The organism is Amycolatopsis sp. NPDC114504 (assembly GCF_055633595.1).
In genome coordinates this window covers 1,034,741-1,050,936 of record NZ_JBVKDU010000005.1, presented here as the reverse complement: position 1 = coordinate 1,050,936, position 16,196 = coordinate 1,034,741, and the positions used below count along the sequence as shown (strand labels likewise).

General features: G+C 71.6%; 15 protein-coding genes. 10 read left to right on the top strand and 5 right to left on the bottom strand.

What is annotated here, in order from left to right; genetic code table 11:
• Positions 1 to 61 precede the first annotated feature (61 nt).
• Positions 62 to 754, top strand: a complete 693-nt coding sequence (locus ACZ7PG_RS40960; RefSeq protein WP_470244580.1) for a flavin reductase family protein — start codon at positions 62 to 64, stop codon at positions 752 to 754.
• A 17-nt stretch (positions 755 to 771) separates the two neighbouring features.
• Here the strand turns inward: ACZ7PG_RS40960 and ACZ7PG_RS40955 are convergent, their stop codons facing one another.
• Positions 772 to 1,704 carry a serine hydrolase gene (locus ACZ7PG_RS40955; protein WP_470244579.1) on the bottom strand — a complete coding sequence of 311 codons (933 nt, stop codon included), beginning with the start codon at positions 1,702 to 1,704 and terminating at the stop codon, positions 772 to 774.
• Positions 1,705 to 1,799: 95 nt separating this feature from the next.
• Here ACZ7PG_RS40955 and ACZ7PG_RS40950 point away from each other — a divergent pair, with 95 nt between their 5' ends.
• From ACZ7PG_RS40950 to ACZ7PG_RS40915, 8 genes are all read left to right on the top strand, one after another.
• A complete protein-coding gene (locus tag ACZ7PG_RS40950) occupies positions 1,800 to 2,723 on the top strand; it encodes a ketopantoate reductase family protein (RefSeq protein WP_470244578.1) in 924 nt (307 codons plus the stop codon).
• Between the two features lie 149 nt (positions 2,724 to 2,872).
• Entirely contained in the window at positions 2,873 to 3,715 is an 843-nt protein-coding gene (locus ACZ7PG_RS40945) for an ESX secretion-associated protein EspG (RefSeq protein ID WP_470244577.1), read from the top strand.
• 20 nt (positions 3,716 to 3,735) lie between these two features.
• Complete coding sequence (locus tag ACZ7PG_RS40940; RefSeq protein ID WP_470244576.1) at positions 3,736 to 4,203, top strand: hypothetical protein; 468 nt, start codon at positions 3,736 to 3,738, stop codon at positions 4,201 to 4,203.
• A 14-nt stretch (positions 4,204 to 4,217) separates the two neighbouring features.
• Positions 4,218 to 6,170, top strand: a complete 1,953-nt coding sequence (locus ACZ7PG_RS40935; protein ID WP_470244575.1) for a hypothetical protein — start codon at positions 4,218 to 4,220, stop codon at positions 6,168 to 6,170.
• A gap of 4 nt (positions 6,171 to 6,174) precedes the next feature.
• Positions 6,175 to 6,516 (top strand): type VII secretion target, encoded by a 342-nt coding sequence (locus ACZ7PG_RS40930; RefSeq protein WP_470244574.1) that lies wholly within the window; start codon positions 6,175 to 6,177, stop codon positions 6,514 to 6,516.
• Positions 6,513 to 7,079: a YbaB/EbfC family nucleoid-associated protein gene (locus ACZ7PG_RS40925; protein ID WP_470244573.1), complete on the top strand. Its 567-nt coding sequence runs from the start codon at positions 6,513 to 6,515 to the stop codon at positions 7,077 to 7,079. The genes ACZ7PG_RS40930 and ACZ7PG_RS40925 overlap by 4 nt, the downstream gene beginning before the upstream one ends.
• Before the next feature lie 99 nt (positions 7,080 to 7,178).
• On the top strand, positions 7,179 to 7,715 hold the full coding sequence (locus ACZ7PG_RS40920; protein WP_470244572.1) for a GNAT family N-acetyltransferase: 537 nt from the start codon (positions 7,179 to 7,181) through the stop codon (positions 7,713 to 7,715).
• Positions 7,712 to 8,995: an MFS transporter gene (locus ACZ7PG_RS40915; RefSeq protein WP_470244571.1), complete on the top strand. Its 1,284-nt coding sequence runs from the start codon at positions 7,712 to 7,714 to the stop codon at positions 8,993 to 8,995. Before ACZ7PG_RS40920 ends, ACZ7PG_RS40915 begins: the two co-directional genes overlap by 4 nt.
• On the opposite strand, the gene ACZ7PG_RS40910 is transcribed toward ACZ7PG_RS40915, so the two are convergent.
• Positions 8,981 to 10,216: an SGNH/GDSL hydrolase family protein gene (locus ACZ7PG_RS40910; RefSeq protein ID WP_470244570.1), complete on the bottom strand. Its 1,236-nt coding sequence runs from the start codon at positions 10,214 to 10,216 to the stop codon at positions 8,981 to 8,983. The two genes, ACZ7PG_RS40915 and ACZ7PG_RS40910, sit on opposite strands and share 15 nt — an antisense overlap.
• A 382-nt stretch (positions 10,217 to 10,598) precedes the next feature.
• Positions 10,599 to 10,868 (bottom strand): hypothetical protein, encoded by a 270-nt coding sequence (locus tag ACZ7PG_RS40905; RefSeq protein WP_470244725.1) that lies wholly within the window; start codon positions 10,866 to 10,868, stop codon positions 10,599 to 10,601.
• A gap of 239 nt (positions 10,869 to 11,107) precedes the next feature.
• Between ACZ7PG_RS40905 and ACZ7PG_RS40900 the strand changes: the two genes are divergently transcribed.
• A complete protein-coding gene (locus ACZ7PG_RS40900) occupies positions 11,108 to 13,459 on the top strand; it encodes an alpha-L-fucosidase (RefSeq protein ID WP_470244569.1) in 2,352 nt (783 codons plus the stop codon).
• On the opposite strand, the gene ACZ7PG_RS40895 is transcribed toward ACZ7PG_RS40900, so the two are convergent.
• Together ACZ7PG_RS40895 and ACZ7PG_RS40890 are read right to left on the bottom strand one after the other, a co-directional pair.
• On the bottom strand, positions 13,456 to 14,640 hold the full coding sequence (locus ACZ7PG_RS40895) for a 4-hydroxybenzoate 3-monooxygenase (protein WP_470244568.1): 1,185 nt from the start codon (positions 14,638 to 14,640) through the stop codon (positions 13,456 to 13,458). The genes ACZ7PG_RS40900 and ACZ7PG_RS40895 overlap by 4 nt on opposite strands.
• A gap of 25 nt (positions 14,641 to 14,665) precedes the next feature.
• Entirely contained in the window at positions 14,666 to 16,156 is a 1,491-nt protein-coding gene (locus ACZ7PG_RS40890) for an ArnT family glycosyltransferase (RefSeq protein ID WP_470244567.1), read from the bottom strand.
• Between the last annotated feature and the right edge of the window lie 40 nt (positions 16,157 to 16,196).

Here is a 16,196-nt window from a genome sequence, read left to right as displayed (position 1 = left end):
GGTGATCGCGACGGCCGATTCCCGCGAGTCTTCGTCCCGCGGCGACGGCAGGATCAAGGGTGTGAAGACGGAAACCCTTGCGCACACGGCCATCGAGCCGGGCATCCTGTACTTCGGCACCCCGGTGGTCCTGATCTCCAGCGACAACGAGGACGGCTCGGCCAACCTCGCACCGATGTCCTCGGCGTTCTGGCTGGGGTGGCGAGCGATGCTCGGGCTCGGCGCGCGGTCCAAGACCGCCCAGAACCTCCTGCGTACGCGGGAGTGCGTGCTGAACCTGCCCTCGGACGTGCTTGCGTCGGCCGTCGACCGGCTGGCGTTGACCACGGGGTCGGATCCGGTTCCGCCGGGGAAGGTTTCCCGCGGGTATTTCCACGTCGCGGACAAGTTCTCGCGGGCCGGGTTGACGCCGGTTGTTTCCGAGACCGTGTCGCCGCCTCGGGTCGCCGAGTGTCCTGTTGCGATGGAGGCCGTTGTCGAGGCTGTGCACCCTGTCGCCGATGAGGATCCTTCGCAGCGTGGCGGGATTGTCGCCATCGAGGTGCGGGTTCAGCGGGTTTTCGTGCATGAGGACATTCGGGTACCCGGAAGTCCCGATCGCATCGATCCCGATGCTTGGCGGCCCTTGATCATGAGTTTTCAGAAGCTTTACGGGCTGGGGTCGCAGGTTCATCCGTCGACGCTGGCCCGGATTCCGGAGCGGCTTTACCGGGGGCCGGATATCGAGCGGGCTCGTGCTGTTTCTCGTGGTTGAGGTTTAGTGATCCCGCCTCAAGCCGCGTCGAGTTGGGTCAGCAGCGGTCCCAGCGTCTTGATCCCCGCTGTCACCGCTGCTCGCCCCTTCGCCGAACTCACCAGCGGCTGCTGCGTCAGCAACGCCACCACGTACCGCCCACCCACGACACCCGTCGTGTTCAGGACCAGTGCGTTGCGCAGGATCATCCACCCCTGCTTGATCTGCCACGAGCGACCCGGCAAGCCGTCCGGGATCCCGAAATACTGGTCCCACCCGTCGTCCGCCGGGTTGCGCGCATTCCCCAACGCTGCCAGCAACGGCGCCGCCACCTCGTCCGGGATCACGTCCTCCAGGTACTCGTACGTCGTCACGACGTCGTTCGCGCTCGTCTTCGCCATTCCCCACTGGGTCGGGTCGGTGGGCGGCGTCGTGTTGGACAGACCGATCAGGGCCGCCGTGCGGGTCACGATCGCGTTGCCGCCGTTCTCTTCCCAGAACTGCGACGCGATCGCGTCGTTGCTGCCCTCCAGCATGTCGGTCAGGTCCTCGACCGCGTCCGCGTCCGGGAGCGCCCAGCCGTCGTTCGACCGGACCTCGTCGATCGCGATCAGGAGCTTGACCACCGATGCCGTGTAGAACGGCTGGTCCGCGTCGGACGAGGCCAGTGCCTTGCCCGACTCTCGGTCGTACAGGACGAACCCGACACTCGTGCCGCGCGAAGCCGCCGCCACCGCCTCGGTCACCTCGGTCGCCACCGACGACAAGTCCGGGTAGGGCACCTCGGACGTCGATGCCACCGGGCTCACGGCCGTGTCGTCAGGGGAGTCAGGAGAGTCGGCAGAAGCCGCGGGAGCCGAGACGGCCGCCGGGGTCACCCGGTGCCCGTCCACCACGACCACCGTCCCCGCCGTCAACGCGGCCGCCGCCAGTCCCGCGCCCGCCAAAGTCCACCCGATCCGTCTTCCCATGCCTGGTCAACGCCCGGCGTTCCCGGATCGACCTGTCGTTTCGCTGTGTCTTGCTGTGGGAATACTGTGGCCGCCGCCGGGCGCTAAGTGATGGTGTGAGCGACTTGAAGATTCTGGTGGTGGGCGCCGGCGCGACCGGCGGGTACTTCGGCGGACGGCTGCAGCAGGCAGGCCGCGACGTCACCTTCCTCGTGCGGCCCGGCCGGGCGAAACTGCTCCGGGACCGCGGCCTGCGGATCACCGGCCTCGGTGAAGCCACCGTTCTCACGCCGCGGCTCGTCGAGACCGGAAAACTCGACCGGACCTTCGACCTCGTCCTGGTGGCCGTCAAAGCGACCGGGTTGACCTCGGCCATCGACGATTTCGCCCCCGCGGTCGGGCCCGGCACGCTGATTCTCCCGTTCCTCAACGGCCTCGCGCACCTCGACGCCCTCGACGCGCGGTTCGGCGAGGACGCCGTGCTCGGCGGCGTCGCCAAGGTGCAGACCACGATCGACGACGACGGTGCCATCCGGCGGCTCGGCCCGTTGCAGAGCCTGGCCTACGGCGCCCGTACGGCATCCGCGCCCGAGCGGCTCGCCGACGTCGATTCCGCCTTGAAGAACGCCGGGTTCGCCGCCGATCTCGACGCGCGGATCACCGAGTCGATGTGGTCGAAATGGGTGTTCATCGCCGCGATCGGCGCGGTGAACAGCCTGATGCGCGCCACGATCGGCGACGTCGTCGCCGTCCCGGGCGGCACGGAGTTCGCCGAAGCCGTCGTGGCCGAAGCGGCCGCCGTCGCCGAGGCCGCCGGGTACCCGGTGCCCGCCGCCGATCTCGCGGCCACCCGCAAGACCGTCACCGATCCCGGGATGGGTGGATCTTCGCTCTACCGTGACCTGGTCGGCGGTCACCCGGTCGAGGGGGACCAGATCTTCGGCGATCTCACCGCGCGTGCCCGTGAGCTGGGCGTTGCCGTGCCTCTTCTCGATCTCGTCACCCTGCAGCTGCGCGTGCACCAGCACCGCATCGGGTGACTCGGTCACCGAGCGCGCTTTGCCCGCACAGGCCGGGGATCGTGGTCTTTCGGGCATCGGCGTGGCGGCGTCAGCACCCCTTTCCGAGGCACTGCTACCCTTCGGCAGGAAAGTTGCTTGAGGGTTTGACAAAGAAGCAGCGAGGGGAAATGGCGGACAGGTTCGAGTTCGTCCTCGAGGTCGTCGAAGCCCTCGTCGTCGGCCGGGCGACCGGTGGCGACGTACGGCGCTACCCGTTGCGCGCGGGCAACCTCCCATCGGACCCGGTGCGGTTCGTGCGGGTCGCGCGCCAGGTCTACGACGCGCTCGAGGAGCGACGGCTTTCGGTGTCGGGCGAACTGCACCCCGGGGTGCGGACGGCGTTCGAGCTGCTGGCCGAGCCGCGTGTTTCGGTTGCGGTGAGCGGGATCGACGGCCTCGGCGCCGACGTCGCCGTGCTGGTGGTCACCGATGGCGCCCAGGCGCTCGGCATCACCCAGGCCCCGGACACCGACGAGCTGCTGTTCTCGCTGTTCGCCGACGAAGAGCTGGTCGAGGTCGTCACCGGCGTGCTGCCCCCGGCTCCGGCCGCGACCACCGGCAGGCACGTCGTGCACCGCGCCGCCGGGCGCGAGGTCTCGGCCATGACGGCGAAGCGGCTCGCGGACGCCGAGTTCGACGAGGAAGAGACCGACGCCTTCGGCATGATCGAGGTGAAGGCCGTGGTCCGCCCCGGCCGTCGCCCGCCGGCGCCGAAGCCGTCGGACGTCGCGACGCTCGAGCGGGTGCTGGCCGAACCGCGGCTGGGCGGCGGCCACATCGCCGTCACCGCGCAGAGCCGCCGCGGCGAGCGCCTCGCGGGCGAACCGCTGAGCTGGCTCGACACCGCTGACGGCCGCTACCTCGTGCGCACCAAGACCGGCGAGGCCGGCGACCTGACAGCCGAGTACGTACCGGCCGGACGGGCCGACCTCGCCCGCGCGATCCGCGACGCCATCGCCGCGGTGTACTGACCGGAAAGGGAACAGTCCTGATGACGGAAGAGACCGAGGCGGTTGCCCAGGCTCTCCAGGCGACGGCGCAGATGCAGACCGCGACCGAACCCGCGCAGAAGGCGATGGCCGCGGTCCGCGTCGGGCTCGCCGGCGCCCAGCTGAAGCGGCTCGCGCAGACCGGCGGCTTCGCCATCGACGACACCACGGGCAACCAGCTGATCGAGGCGCTCGAAGGCGTGCTCGAGTCGCTGGAGCAGCGCTGGTCCAACCTCCAGCGGCTGCACGACGCGCCCGCGATGAGCCGGACCGCGACCGGCCAGTGGGTCTCCGCGCACATGGTCAGCACCGCGGCCGACGAACACGGCCTGGTCACCCAGCTGCAGGCCGCGCGGCAGGAGTTCCCGACCTACATCGAAGCCATCAAGCTGGCGAAGAGCAACTACAAGTCCCGGGAAGAGACCACGCGCACGACGCTGACCTCGCTCCCGACCGCCGATCAGAGCTGAGGGAGACCGAGACCGTGGCACCCACCGCCGAGTCCGTCTCGGACCCGTCGTCGCCGGACTACGACAAACGCAGTCCGCTCTACGACGTGACGGCCGATTCGTCGTCGAAGTACTACGTCGGGCCGATCAAGACCGACAACACGCCCTCGGGTGACGAGATCCGCGAGATGGCCACCCAGCAGATCGACGACGAGATCCGGGCCGGCTGGCTCGGCCCCGCCGTCGACCCGGTGCTGCGCGACAAGAAGATCCAGGAGCTGTACCAGCAGCACCTCGACAACGCCAAGCACGGCCTCGACGAGGGTCTCGCCATGCGCGAGAACGGCGGAGCGCCGCGCACGCTGTGGGCCAACGCGAGCCACGAGCAGATGAACGACGCCATCACGCAGGACGCCAACCCGGCGACCGTCGCCGAGACGTCGGAGGAATGGGTCTCGGTCGGCAACGACCTGGGCACCCACCAGAAGACCCTCGGCGACGCGATCAACGCGAGCACCAACAACTGGCAGGGTGACGCCGGTGACGCCGTCCGCGAGCACCTCGCCGGCGTCGGCAAGTGGCTGGGCGCGACCGCGCAGGGCGCGACGCTCGCCGGGCGCCAGCAGGAGATCCACTCCCAGGCGCTCAACGAGACCCAGCGGCAGATGGCGGCCAACCCGCCGGTGCAGTTCGACCTCCAGAGCACCAACCAGAAGCTGATGGCGATGACCGACCCCGTGCAGTACGCCGCGGCGGCCGGCGAGGCCATGCAGACCTACCGGGCGCAGACGGCGGCCCGGGACCACGCGGCGCAGATCCTGACGCAGTACGACGACACCATCGGCGGCGCGGTCGCGACGCCGCGGTTCCCGGCTCCGCCGAAGCTCCCGACCGCCACGGCGCGGTCGGCGACCACCGCGGCGGGCGGCGCCGGTACCGGCGCCGACGGTTCCCAGCCGCTGACGGCCCGCACGGCCATGGACCCGCTTTCGGCGCGGATCCCGGGTGAGGGGACCACCGGCGGCATCGACGGCGCGAACGGTGCGGGTGGCGCGGGCGCCGGTGCGGGTGCGGGTGCCGGCATCCCCGGCGGTGGCTCGGGCGCGGGTGGCTCCGGTTTCTCCGGCAGCGGCATTCCCGGCGGCGGTTCCGGCGCGGGCGGTTCCGGCTTCTCCGGCGCGGGCATACCGGCCGCGTCGGGCGGCGGTGGCGCGGGCGGCTCGGGCGCCGGTGGGTCGGGCTTCTCGGGAGCCGGCATCCCGGAGATCCCGGGCGGCAGCTTCACCGGCTCCGGCATCCCCGGTTCGTCGATCCCGGTCAGCGGCGACGGGACGACGTCCTCCGGCTTCTCACCGTCCGGGATCGGCGGCGGCGGTGGTGGTACCGGCGGCAGCGGCTTCAACCCGGGCTCGATCCCGGGCATTCCGGACACCTCGGGCGGGGGCGGCGGCGGTATCCGCGGCGGCGGCATCCCCGGGTTCACCCCGTCCGGCATCGACCCGATCACCGGCCTGCCCACCGGCTCCGGCCCGGGCGGCATCCCCGGCAGTGGCATCGGCGGCAAGATGCCGACGATCGGCCGCGGTGGCGGGATCAACGGTGAGAGCATCGCCAGCAGGCTCGGCGGCATCGGTGGCGGTGGCGCCGGCGGCGGCGGTTCGCTCGGCGGGATCGGCGGCTCGGGCTCGGGTGCCGGCGGTGCGGGCCTGCGCGGCGCGGGCAACCTGAGCGGTGGCGCCGCGTCCGGCGCGGCCGCGGAGGCCGAGGCGGCCGCCATGCGGAACGCGGGCACGGCGGGTAAGGCCGGTGCGGCGGGCAGCCCGGGCATGGGCGGCATGGGTGCCGGTGCCAAGGGTGGCAAGGGCGACAACGACAAGGAACACAAGGCCGCCGACTACCTCGAGAGCGACGACCCGAACTTCTTCGCGGGCGAAGAAGCGGTGGCGCCTCCGGTGATCGGTGACTGGAAGAACCAGGATTGGAAGTGAGCGCATGACGGCCGCCGGCTTCGAAGTAGAGCCTGACGAGCTGATCGCGCACGCGAGCCACGTCGAGAGCCTGGTGGACCGGCTCAACACGGCGGCTTCGGCGGCGGACACGGCGATGTCGGACCACGCATACGGGCTGCTGTGCGCGTTCCTCCCGCCGATCATCCGGCCGACGGGTGAGAAGGCGAAGGAAGCGCTGGACGCGTCGACCGAAGGCGTGCGCGGCCTGGCGGACAACGTCAAGACGGCGGCGCAGTCCTACCGCGACGGCGAAGAGGGCAACGCCCAGCCGTTCGAGCGGCAGCTCACGGCCGCACCACGCACGGCGGAGAAGGCACAGGCATGACGAGCCCGAACAACGGCCTCGGGGACCTGATGCGGGACCCCGACGAGACGATCCGCCGGATGGACGACTGGGCGGCCGGGTTCGCGGCGAAGGCCGAGCGCTACCAGGCCGCGCAGGAGGAGACCGAACGGCTGCGGCTGACCGCGAGCAGCAGCGACGGCGCGGTGAGCGTCACCGTCGGTGCCGACGGCACGGTCACCGACCTGACGTTCAGCAACAAGATCAAGTCGTTCCCGCTGGACGAGCTGTCCCGGGCGATCCTCACGACGATGCGCCGGGCCCAGTCCGGCATCGCCGAGAAGGTCGCGGGCGTGATGTCCGAGCGGCTCGGCGACGAGGACCGCGAGACCCGGACGCTGCTGCTGGACAACCTGCGCGGCCGGTTCCCGGACCCGGACGAGCCGGACGACCCGCAGCCGCCCGCCGACCCGCCGCCCGCGCCGCCGCAGCCGCCGTCGGCCGCCGGTGGTGCTCCCGCCGGCGGTGCCGGCGCGCCTCCGGCCGGGCCGCCGCGCCGCGGGCGCACCGGTGACCCGGACGAGCAGGACAACAACCCCTGGTGACCGCGCCCGCCGTGGCCGGGGGCTGAGACCCGGCCATCGGCGTGGCCCGGCCGGGCGGCACTGCTCGACAGACGGCGTCCGGGGGTCGACACTGGGCCGATGACCGGCCTGATCACCGGAAGCCGCGTCCGCCTGCGCCCCGCCGCAGCCGCGGACGCCGCCCGGTTCGAGGAGATCCTGTCGCATCCGGAGGTCGCCCGCTGGTGGGCGGACGCCGAGGTACCGGTGGCCACCCAGGTGTCCTACCTGCTGGACCCCGACGAGGGCACCACGACGTACGCCATCGAGCACGAGGGCGTCGTCGTGGGCATCGAACTGGCCTTCGAAGAGGCCGACCCGCAGTACCGGCACGCCGGGATCGACATCGCCGTCCACCCGGACTGGCAGGGCCGTGGCCTCGGCTCGGACGCGATCCGGACGCTGGCCGAGCACCTGTTCAGCGTGCGCGGGCACCACCGGGTGGTGATCGACCCCGCGGCGGACAACAAGTCCGCGATCCAGCTCTACCAGTCGCTCGGCTTCCAGCCGGTCGGCACCATGCGCTCCTACGAGCGCGGTCCGGACGGCAGCTGGCACGACGGGCTGCTGATGGACCTGCTGGCCGAAGACCTCCTCCCGGCGCTCGCGGGTTCGTGAGCACCCCGGCGCCGGCCGAGGCGGCTCGGCAGCTGCGACGGGTCGCCGTCGCGAGCGCGATCGGGACCACCATCGAGTGGTACGACTACTTCATCTACAGCACGGCGACGGCGCTCGTGTTCGGCAAGCTCTTCTTCACGTCGCTCTCGCCGGCGTCCGGCACCCTCGCCGCGTTCGCGACGCTCGGCGTCGGGTTCCTGGCCCGCCCGGTCGGCGGGATCCTGTGGGGCCACTTCGGCGACCGCGTCGGCCGCAAGGCGATGCTCGTGCTGTCGCTGCTCCTCATGGGCGTCGCCACGGTCGGCGTCGGCCTGCTGCCCACGTACTCCGCGATCGGCGTCTGGGCCCCGATCCTGCTGCTGGTCCTGCGGCTGCTGCAGGGCCTGAGCGCGGGTGGTGAGTGGGGCGGTGCGGCGCTGATGGCGGTCGAACACGCGCCGGAAGGGCGTCGTGGCCAGTACGGCGCGTTCTCGCAGATCGGCGTCCCGGCCGGGCTGATCCTGGCCCAGCTGTTCTTCTTCGTCCTCGGCCGCACCATGACCGACGCGCAGTTCGCGGCGTGGGGCTGGCGGGTGCCGTTCCTGGCGAGCATCGTGCTCGTCGGCGTCGGCCTGGTGATCCGGTTGCGTATCGAGGAGTCACCGGTGTTCGCGCGGCTGCGGGAAGAAGGGGCGCGCAGCAGCCGGCCGATAGTCGACGTCTTCCGCGAACGGCCCCGGGCGCTGCTGGTGGCGTCGGGCAGCTTCATCGCCAACACCGCGATCGGCTACATCTTCCTGGCGTACCTGCTGTCCTACGGCACGTCGGTGCTGAAGATCGACCGCACCACCCTGCTGGTGGTGGTCATCGTCGGCAGCGTGACGTGGCTGGTGAGCATCCTGGTGACCGCGGCGTGGTCGGACCGCGTCGGCCGCAAACCGGTGTACCTGGCCGGGTCGATCCTGCTGGTCGTCTGGCCCATCCCGTTCTTCCTGCTGGTCGACACCAAGGCCACCGGCTGGCTGATCGTGGCCGTCGTGGTGCTGAACGTCGGCCTCGGCGCGACGTACGGGCCGCAGTCGGCGTTGTTCGCGGAGCTGTTCGAGCCGCGGTACCGCTACAGCGGCGCGTCGTTCTCCTACGCGGTCGGCGCGGTGCTGGGCGGTGCCTTCGCGCCGTTGATCGCGACGAAGTTGCAGGCGGTCACGGGGACTTCGTTCTCGGTGGCGCTCTACCTCGTCGGGGTGGCGGTGCTCAGCTTGGTCGCGGTGCTGTTCATCCCGCGCTCACAACCGGTCTAGGCGGACCGCGGCGGCCATCCGCTCGTAGCCCGCGTCGCCGGGGTGGAGGTGGTCGCCGGAGTCGTACGCCGGGAGCATCCGCAGCGGGTCGGCCGGGTCGCGGACCGCGGCGTCGAAGTCGACCACGCCGTCGAAGACGCCGCCGGTGCGGATGAACGTGTTCACCGCGGTGCGGGTCGCTTCGAGCGTTTCGTCGTAGACGCGCCAGCCCTTGAACGGCGTGAGCGTGCCGCCGAGGACGCGGATGCCGCGCGCGTGCGCCTGCGTCACCAGCTGCCGGTAGGCCGAGGTGATCGCGGCCGGGTCGGTCTGGTGCGGGTCCTGCTGGATGTCGTTGATGCCTTCCAGCACGATCAGCGTCCGCACGCCGCCGACGCTCAGCACGTCGCGGTTGAAGCGGGACAACGCGTTCTGGCCCGCGCCCGACCCGGGCACGTCGAGCAGCAGCCGGTTGGCGCTGATGCCCGCGTTGAGCACACCGAACCGGCCGTGCAGCCGGTCGGCGAGGTAGTCCGGCCAGCGGTGGTTGGCCCCGGCGACCGAGCCGACGCCGTCGGTGATCGAATCGCCGAGCGTCAAGATCGAGGCTTCGGCCCCGCCCTGGACGTCGACGCCGGAAACGTAATGCCACACCGACGTCTGCTCGGTGTAGGGCGCGCCCGACTCGCTGCCGGCGAAGTCGCCGGCGCGGGTGAAGTACGACGTCTGCGCCGCGGCCGGGTGGTAGGTGACGGGCCCGGACTTCGTGGGCACGTAGGTCGTGACGAGCAGGTTGGCGTCGGCCGGCACCCGCAGGCCCACCGGGTCGCTCAGCGCCTCGGCGCCGGCGGGGACGACGACGCTCGCCGCGCCGCCGAAGGTGAGGGAGCGCAGCGTGCCGGGCACGGCGTCCGGGCCGGTGCCCTGGACGGCGATCGTGACGTGCCCGAAGGTCAGGGGAGAGGCGCCGAAGGCGTTCGAGAGGTGCACGCGCGTCCGGGTGCCGCCGGCGCTGCTGTGCACGACGTTGCGGATCGAGTAACCGGGGTAGCCGTCCGGGGTGTTGCCGACGGCGGACGCGGGCGAGGCGGCCCACGTGCCGACCCAGCCGCCGACGGCGTGTTCGGCCGTGGCGGGGAGAGCGCTTTCCGGGTCCGCGCCGACGGGGTTCCCGCTGCCGGACGTCGTGAGGATGCCGAACCCCGCCAGTAGTGCCGCGCTCAGAGCCAGGAAGCGTCGCATGCACTCACCGTGGCGCGACTACTCCAGGTCAGGGACCGCTGATCAGGTGATCGAATCGGACAAGATCCCGGACAGTCCGGGGCGGGCCCGTCCGGGATTCTGGGGATGCCGGACGGGCCCGCGCGAGGTGGCCGTTGCCGCGACGGCCGCTCGCCGGAGTTGCCCGGTCCCGATCGGGCGGAGGCTGGCCCGGATCGTTTCGTCGTAGCGACTCCGGAGGGCGTGTGCGAGACGCCCTCACCTCAGAGCACGGCCACCGGCCCGGGGCGGTTCAGTCCGTTCGCGAGGTTTTCTCGCGCCGCCGCAGGCCGGGGACGTGGAAAGCCGTGAAGGGCACACCGAAGGAACTCGGTGTGCCCTTCACGGCCTTCGAGCGGGAGGCTCAGGCTGCGGCGGCGGGAAGGCCACTGCCGAGCGCGCGGTGCCCGGCATCGGTCAGTTCCGCCGGTGCCCACTGGCCGACGACGGTGACGCCGACCGCGCGGATCAGCCCGGCGCGGGCGAGGTCGTGGGCGGTGTTCTGGTCACAGCAGGACAACCCGTCCACGCGGAGGTCGGGTTCACAGCTGCAGCGGAGCTCGGCACGCCCTTCGGCGACCGCCTTCAACATGGCGATGGCTCGGCGGCTCAACGCGTTCGGGTAGGTCGACATCAGTCTGGCCTTTCGGTGCGCGGCTGGTTCTGGCGGCGAGTGCTGCAGCTCGTTACCCAGGACCACGAGCCCGACGTGAGCACGGTTCATAACGATCGCTCCGGTTGGCCCCTTGACAGCGGCAGGCGCAGCGACGATGGTCATTCATCGGATGAATCAGCTCCGCCATCGACAGATCGGCCAGCAAGGGGCGAACTCTGTCGTCATTCCGCCGTAGTCATCCGATCCCTGGAGGTTCAGTGACGACCTTCCCTCGCCGTCAAGCCCTCGGCATCGCCCTGGGTGGCGCCGTGGCACTCAGCGCGGCCGGCCGCACCCCCGCCGGTGCCGCCGTGCCCGTGGACGCCGCTCCGGACAGCCCCGACACCCCGATCGTGCCGCCCCCGCCGCCCGTCCCGGTCGCGCTCGACGCCTGGTTCTCGAACGACGGCATCGACAGCGCGTCGGCCACCGGGGGCGACTTCGACGGCTCCGGCTACACCTTCCCGGCCGAGCACCTGCCGGTGGGGCAGACCACGACCGTCGGCGGCGTCCCGTTCCGGCTCGGTTCCGCCGCGGCCGGCGCCAAGAACAACATCGCCGCCACCGGCCAGACGATCGACCTGCCGAAAGGCCGGTACTTCGTCGCGTACTTCCTGGTCGCCGCCAGCTACGGCACCACCGGGGGGACGGCGACCGTGCACTACGCCGACGGCACCACGAGCACCGGCTCCCTCTCCGGTCCCGACTGGTACACCGGCACCGGCGCCCTGGTTTCGCCGTTCCGCTACGCACCCGGCGGGGTCGTCGACGACAACCCCGTTTCCCTGGCCACCGGCCAGGTCTGGGTCGACCCGGCCCGCGACGCCGTCGCGCTGACCCTGCCCACCACGGCCACGCCGGCGCCGAACGTCTCCAGCCTGCACGTCTTCGCGCTCACCCTGCAGCCGGTGGCCGTGGGCCGCGCGGCCCTGATCCTCGACGGCCGCTCGTCGGCCAACCTGCTGGCCGACGGCGGTCCGCAGGCCGCCGAGGCGACCGTCGTCAACGCGGGAACGGTGTGGCTCGGCGCGCGCGACAAGATCACCGTCACCGTCGACGTCCCCGGTGGCCGCACGACCGTGCCGGCGACCATCCGCGCGCTGGCGCCGGGGGAGCAGGCGACGGTCCGGCTCGGGCTCGCGCCGAACGCGTCCGTGCCGCCGGGGACCACCACGAACGGCCAGGTCCGCGTCACGGCCGGGCGCGGCACTCTCGCCACCCAGCAGGTCCCGATCACCCTCGGCGTCCCGGACTTCCGGCCGACCGACGCGTCGCTGTCGACGCACCGCGCGCCCTATTGGTTCACCGACAGCAAGTTCGGCATCTTCATCCACTGGGGCGTGTACGCCGTGCCGGCGTGGGCGCCGGTCGGGCAGCAGTACGCCGAGTGGTACTGGCAGAACCAGCAGGACCCGAACGGCGCGACCTACGCCTATCACAAAGAAAAGTACGGCGAGGACTTCGCCTACGACGACTTCATCCCCATGTTCACCGCGGCGAAGTTCGACCCGCGGAGCTGGCTGAACCTCATCGCGGACGCGGGTGCGGAGTACTACGTCCTGACGTCCAAGCACCACGACGGTTTCGCGTTGTGGGACACCGAGGTCAGCGACCGCAACTCCGTGAAGCTCGGCCCTCGCCGGAACATCATCGCCGAGCTGTTCGCGGCGTCGCGCAAGTACACGCCGCAGCTGCGCAACGGCCTGTACTTCTCGCTGCCGGAGTGGTTCAACCCGGACAACCCGTGGATGGGCCACGCGCCGCGCAACCCGTACACCGGCGCGCCGCTGCCCTACACCGGGTACACCGCGGGGAAGGACTTCGTGCGCGACTACCAGGCGCCGCAGGTGCTCGAGCTGATCTCGGACTTCGACCCGGACGTCCTGTGGTTCGACATCGGCGGCGTCAACGACTCGCGCGCGGTGGTCTCGGAGTACTTCAACCACGCGAAGAACCGCAAGCGCGCCAAGGACGTCACCTACAACGACCGCGGCGGCATCCCCGACCACGACTTCACGACGCCGGAGTACACGACGTACCCGAACACCGTGGTGGCGAAGTGGGAGGCGAGCCGCGGCCTCGACCCGTTCTCCTACGGCTACAACCGCGCGACCCCCGACGACCGGTACATGACGGCGGAGGAAGTCGTCCGGACGCTCGTCGACATCGTGTCGAAGAACGGCAACTTCCTGCTCGACATCGGCCCGGACTTCGACGGCACCATCCCGGACGTGATGCAGAAGCACCTGCGCGACGCGGGTGCGTGGCTGAAGGTCAACGGCGAAGCCATCTACGGCACGACGTACTGGTCGCGGATGGCCCAGCTCGGCGACCTGCGGTTCACGGTGAAGCAGAACGAGGCCTTCTACGTGCATTCGCTGGTGGCGCCGGGCAGCAGGCTGGTCGTCGACGCGCCCGTGCCGATCCGCTCCGGGGACCGCGTGACGCTCCTGGGCCACCGCGGGAACCTGCACTGGACGGTGGAGAACGGCTCGCTGGTGATCGACGTCCCGGCCGCGGCCCGGCAGGCGGGCCGCTTCGCCTGGGTGTTCAAGATCGCCTGGAGCTAGAGGTCGGCGTTCTTGCCGATGTAGAGCTCCGCGAACGCCGCCGCGGCCGCGGGTGAACCCAGCAGGCGACGCATCCGGGCCTCCGCGATGCGCGCCGCGAACGGGTTCTCGCCCGCGGCCGCGGTGTGGTGGAAGATGTCCGACAGCCACAGGGAGAACTCCTGGTACTGCCACACCAGCGGCAGGCACGCGGCGGAGTACCCGGCCAGCTTCGTGGGGTCGCCCGCGTAGTGCGCCTCGTACGCCTCCGCGAGGAGGAACGCGTCGTGCAGGGCGAGGTTCATGCCCTTCGCCGCGATCGGCGCGACCAGGTGCGCCGACTCGCCCGCCAGGTGCAGCCGGCCGTGCGCCATCGGCTCCACGACGTAGTTGTGCATGTCGAGGATCCGCTTCTCGACCAGCTTTCCCTCGGTGATCGGGCCGTCCGGCACCGCGAGCCGGGCCTGGAGCTCTTCCCAGACGCGCTCGTCGGGCCAGTCCGCTTCGGTCTCGCCCGCCGCGGTCTGCAGGTAGAACCGCGTCACCGTGGGCGTGCGCGCCATGTGCGCGCCGAACCCGCGCGGGTGGATGCCGAACAGCACGCCGGCGGCGGACGGCGGTGCCTCCGCGAGCAGGGCCAGCCAGCCGATTCCGTAGTCGTGGTGGGCTTTCACGGTCGATTCCGGGGGCAGGTGGCCCTGGGAGACGCCGCGGGCGCCGTCGCAGCCGGCGATGAAGTCGCAGTCGAGCCGGTGCTCTCCCGCGGCGGTCCGGAACGTGACGGCGGGGGAGCCCGACGTCAGGTCGTGCAGCCGGACGTCGGAGACCTCGAAGACGGCTTCGCCACCCGCGCCGGTGTACTGCGCGACCAGATCGGTGACCAGAAGCTGTTGCGGGTACACGAAATGCCGTTGTCCGGTGACGTCGCCGTAGCGGAAAACGTGGCGCTGCCCGGCGAACCGGAACTCGAACGCCTCGTGCCGAGGCGCCTTCGCGACGAGCTGCTCGCCGAGCCCGCGTTGTTCCAGGCCGCGTACGGCCCACTCCTCGATGAACCCGGCCCGCGGCCGCTGTTCGATGAACGCCCGGCTTTCCCGTTCCAGCAGCACACAGCCGATTCCCGCCCGCCGCAGGAGGTTCGCCACCGTGAGCCCGGCCGGGCCCGCCCCCACCACGGCCACCGCCGTGCGCCTCGCCACCATGCGCCCGAGGGTAGCGCGAACCCGTTCAGTAGTAGTGGCGCAAGAGCGGCCACGCCGTCGACCACGGCTCGGTCAGCGTGCACAGCGAGAGCATGACGCCGTCTTCGTCGTTGTCGATGCCTTCGGCGTTGTGGAACTTGGTCACCACCCGGCACCCGGTGATCAGCCGCGTCGCGGGCGAGTCGCGCTCGAAGCTCCCGATCAGCAGCACCGGGCCGACCTGCCGGTCCGGCGGCGGGCCCCAGTCGGCGTAGGACATGTGCGGCGAGTACGGCTGGGGCAGCCCGCGCGCGGGCCCGAAGTGCTCGAGCGCGCCCGCTTCCCCGTAGTTCCCGGCGAGGATCACCGCGGTGTCCCGCTCGGTGGCGGGGATCCGCGCCCACACACCGGCGACGCTGTCGGCGAACTCCGGCCAGCCCACCTGCTCGCCGGGCTCCTTGTTGACCGCCAGCACCGGACCCAGCGCCGTGGCCGGCAGCACCGGGAGTCCGGTGAGGACGGACACCGCGACGCACACCGCCGCGGCCACGCCGGTCAGGGCCCGCGCCACCGTCCCGGCCCGGGCCAGCCACCCCAGTGCGGGTTCGGCACCGAGCGCCACCAGCGGTAGCAGCAGCGGCACGGCGTAGTACGGCTTCCCGCCCAGCGCCAGCAGGGCGACGCAGACCACGGGGTAGGCGATCGTGAGGGCGAGCGCCCAGCGCACGCGCTCGTCGAACAGCGGCCGCCGGAGCCCGGCGATCCACACCGGCACCAGCACCGGCGACAGGTAGACCAGCTGCATCGGCACGAACAGCACGCGGTTCTCGACGCCGTCGTCCGCGCTGATCCCGCCCGCGACGGTGAGCATCGGCCAGCCGTGCGAGGCCTGCCAGAGCACCGTCGGCGCGGCCAGCACGAGGGCGACGCCGATGCCCGCGGCGAGCCACCAGGTCCGGAACACCCGCCGTGGCCCGGCGACGGCCACGCCCACGCCGAGCCCGGCCAGCAGGAGCAGCACCAGCCACTTGTTCGCCAGGCCGAGTCCGGCCGCGGCGCCGACGGCGAGCCACCACCGGCCGTCCCCGGTGCGCAGCAGCCGAAGGCCGAAGAAGGTGACGAGCGACCACAGGAACGTGTCGGCGGTGTTCGTCGCGAGCATGTGCGTCACGGCCAGCACGTACGTCGAGAGCGCGGTCGCGAGCGCCGTGAACAGCTGCGCGCGGCGGTCGCCGCCGAACTCGCGGGCCATCAGCACGACGACCACGACCGTCGCCATGCCCAGCAGGGTCGCGACGACGCGCAGTCCCATCGGGGTTTCGCCGAACACCGCCGTCGAGGCGCGCGCGAGCCACGGCGTGATCGGCGGGTTGTCGACGTAGCCCCAGTCCGGCCGTTTCCCGGCGGCGACGAAGTACAGCTCGTCGCGGTGGAAGCCGTAGCGGCCGGACAGCGCGGTCAGGATCACCGCCTGCGCGGCGACGACGATGCCCACTCCCGTCGCGGCGAACCGCGGCAGTTCCCGACCGGCCCCCATGGCAGTCCCCCCATCGGCGTGCCCGGATGCTACGCCGGTG

Coding starts and splice junctions, on each gene's coding strand:
- ACZ7PG_RS40955 (WP_470244579.1), bottom strand. CDS start 1,704: ATGGGAAGACGGATCGGGTGGACTTTGGCGGGCGCGGGACTGGCGGCG.
- ACZ7PG_RS40945 (WP_470244577.1), top strand. CDS start 2,873: ATGGCGGACAGGTTCGAGTTCGTCCTCGAGGTCGTCGAAGCCCTCGTC.
- ACZ7PG_RS40925 (WP_470244573.1), top strand. CDS start 6,513: ATGACGAGCCCGAACAACGGCCTCGGGGACCTGATGCGGGACCCCGAC.
- ACZ7PG_RS40890 (WP_470244567.1), bottom strand. CDS start 16,156: ATGGGGGCCGGTCGGGAACTGCCGCGGTTCGCCGCGACGGGAGTGGGC.
- ACZ7PG_RS40930 (WP_470244574.1), top strand. CDS start 6,175: ATGACGGCCGCCGGCTTCGAAGTAGAGCCTGACGAGCTGATCGCGCAC.
- ACZ7PG_RS40895 (WP_470244568.1), bottom strand. CDS start 14,640: ATGGTGGCGAGGCGCACGGCGGTGGCCGTGGTGGGGGCGGGCCCGGCC.
- ACZ7PG_RS40905 (WP_470244725.1), bottom strand. CDS start 10,868: ATGTCGACCTACCCGAACGCGTTGAGCCGCCGAGCCATCGCCATGTTG.
- ACZ7PG_RS40910 (WP_470244570.1), bottom strand. CDS start 10,216: ATGCGACGCTTCCTGGCTCTGAGCGCGGCACTACTGGCGGGGTTCGGC.
- ACZ7PG_RS40940 (WP_470244576.1), top strand. CDS start 3,736: ATGACGGAAGAGACCGAGGCGGTTGCCCAGGCTCTCCAGGCGACGGCG.
- ACZ7PG_RS40920 (WP_470244572.1), top strand. CDS start 7,179: ATGACCGGCCTGATCACCGGAAGCCGCGTCCGCCTGCGCCCCGCCGCA.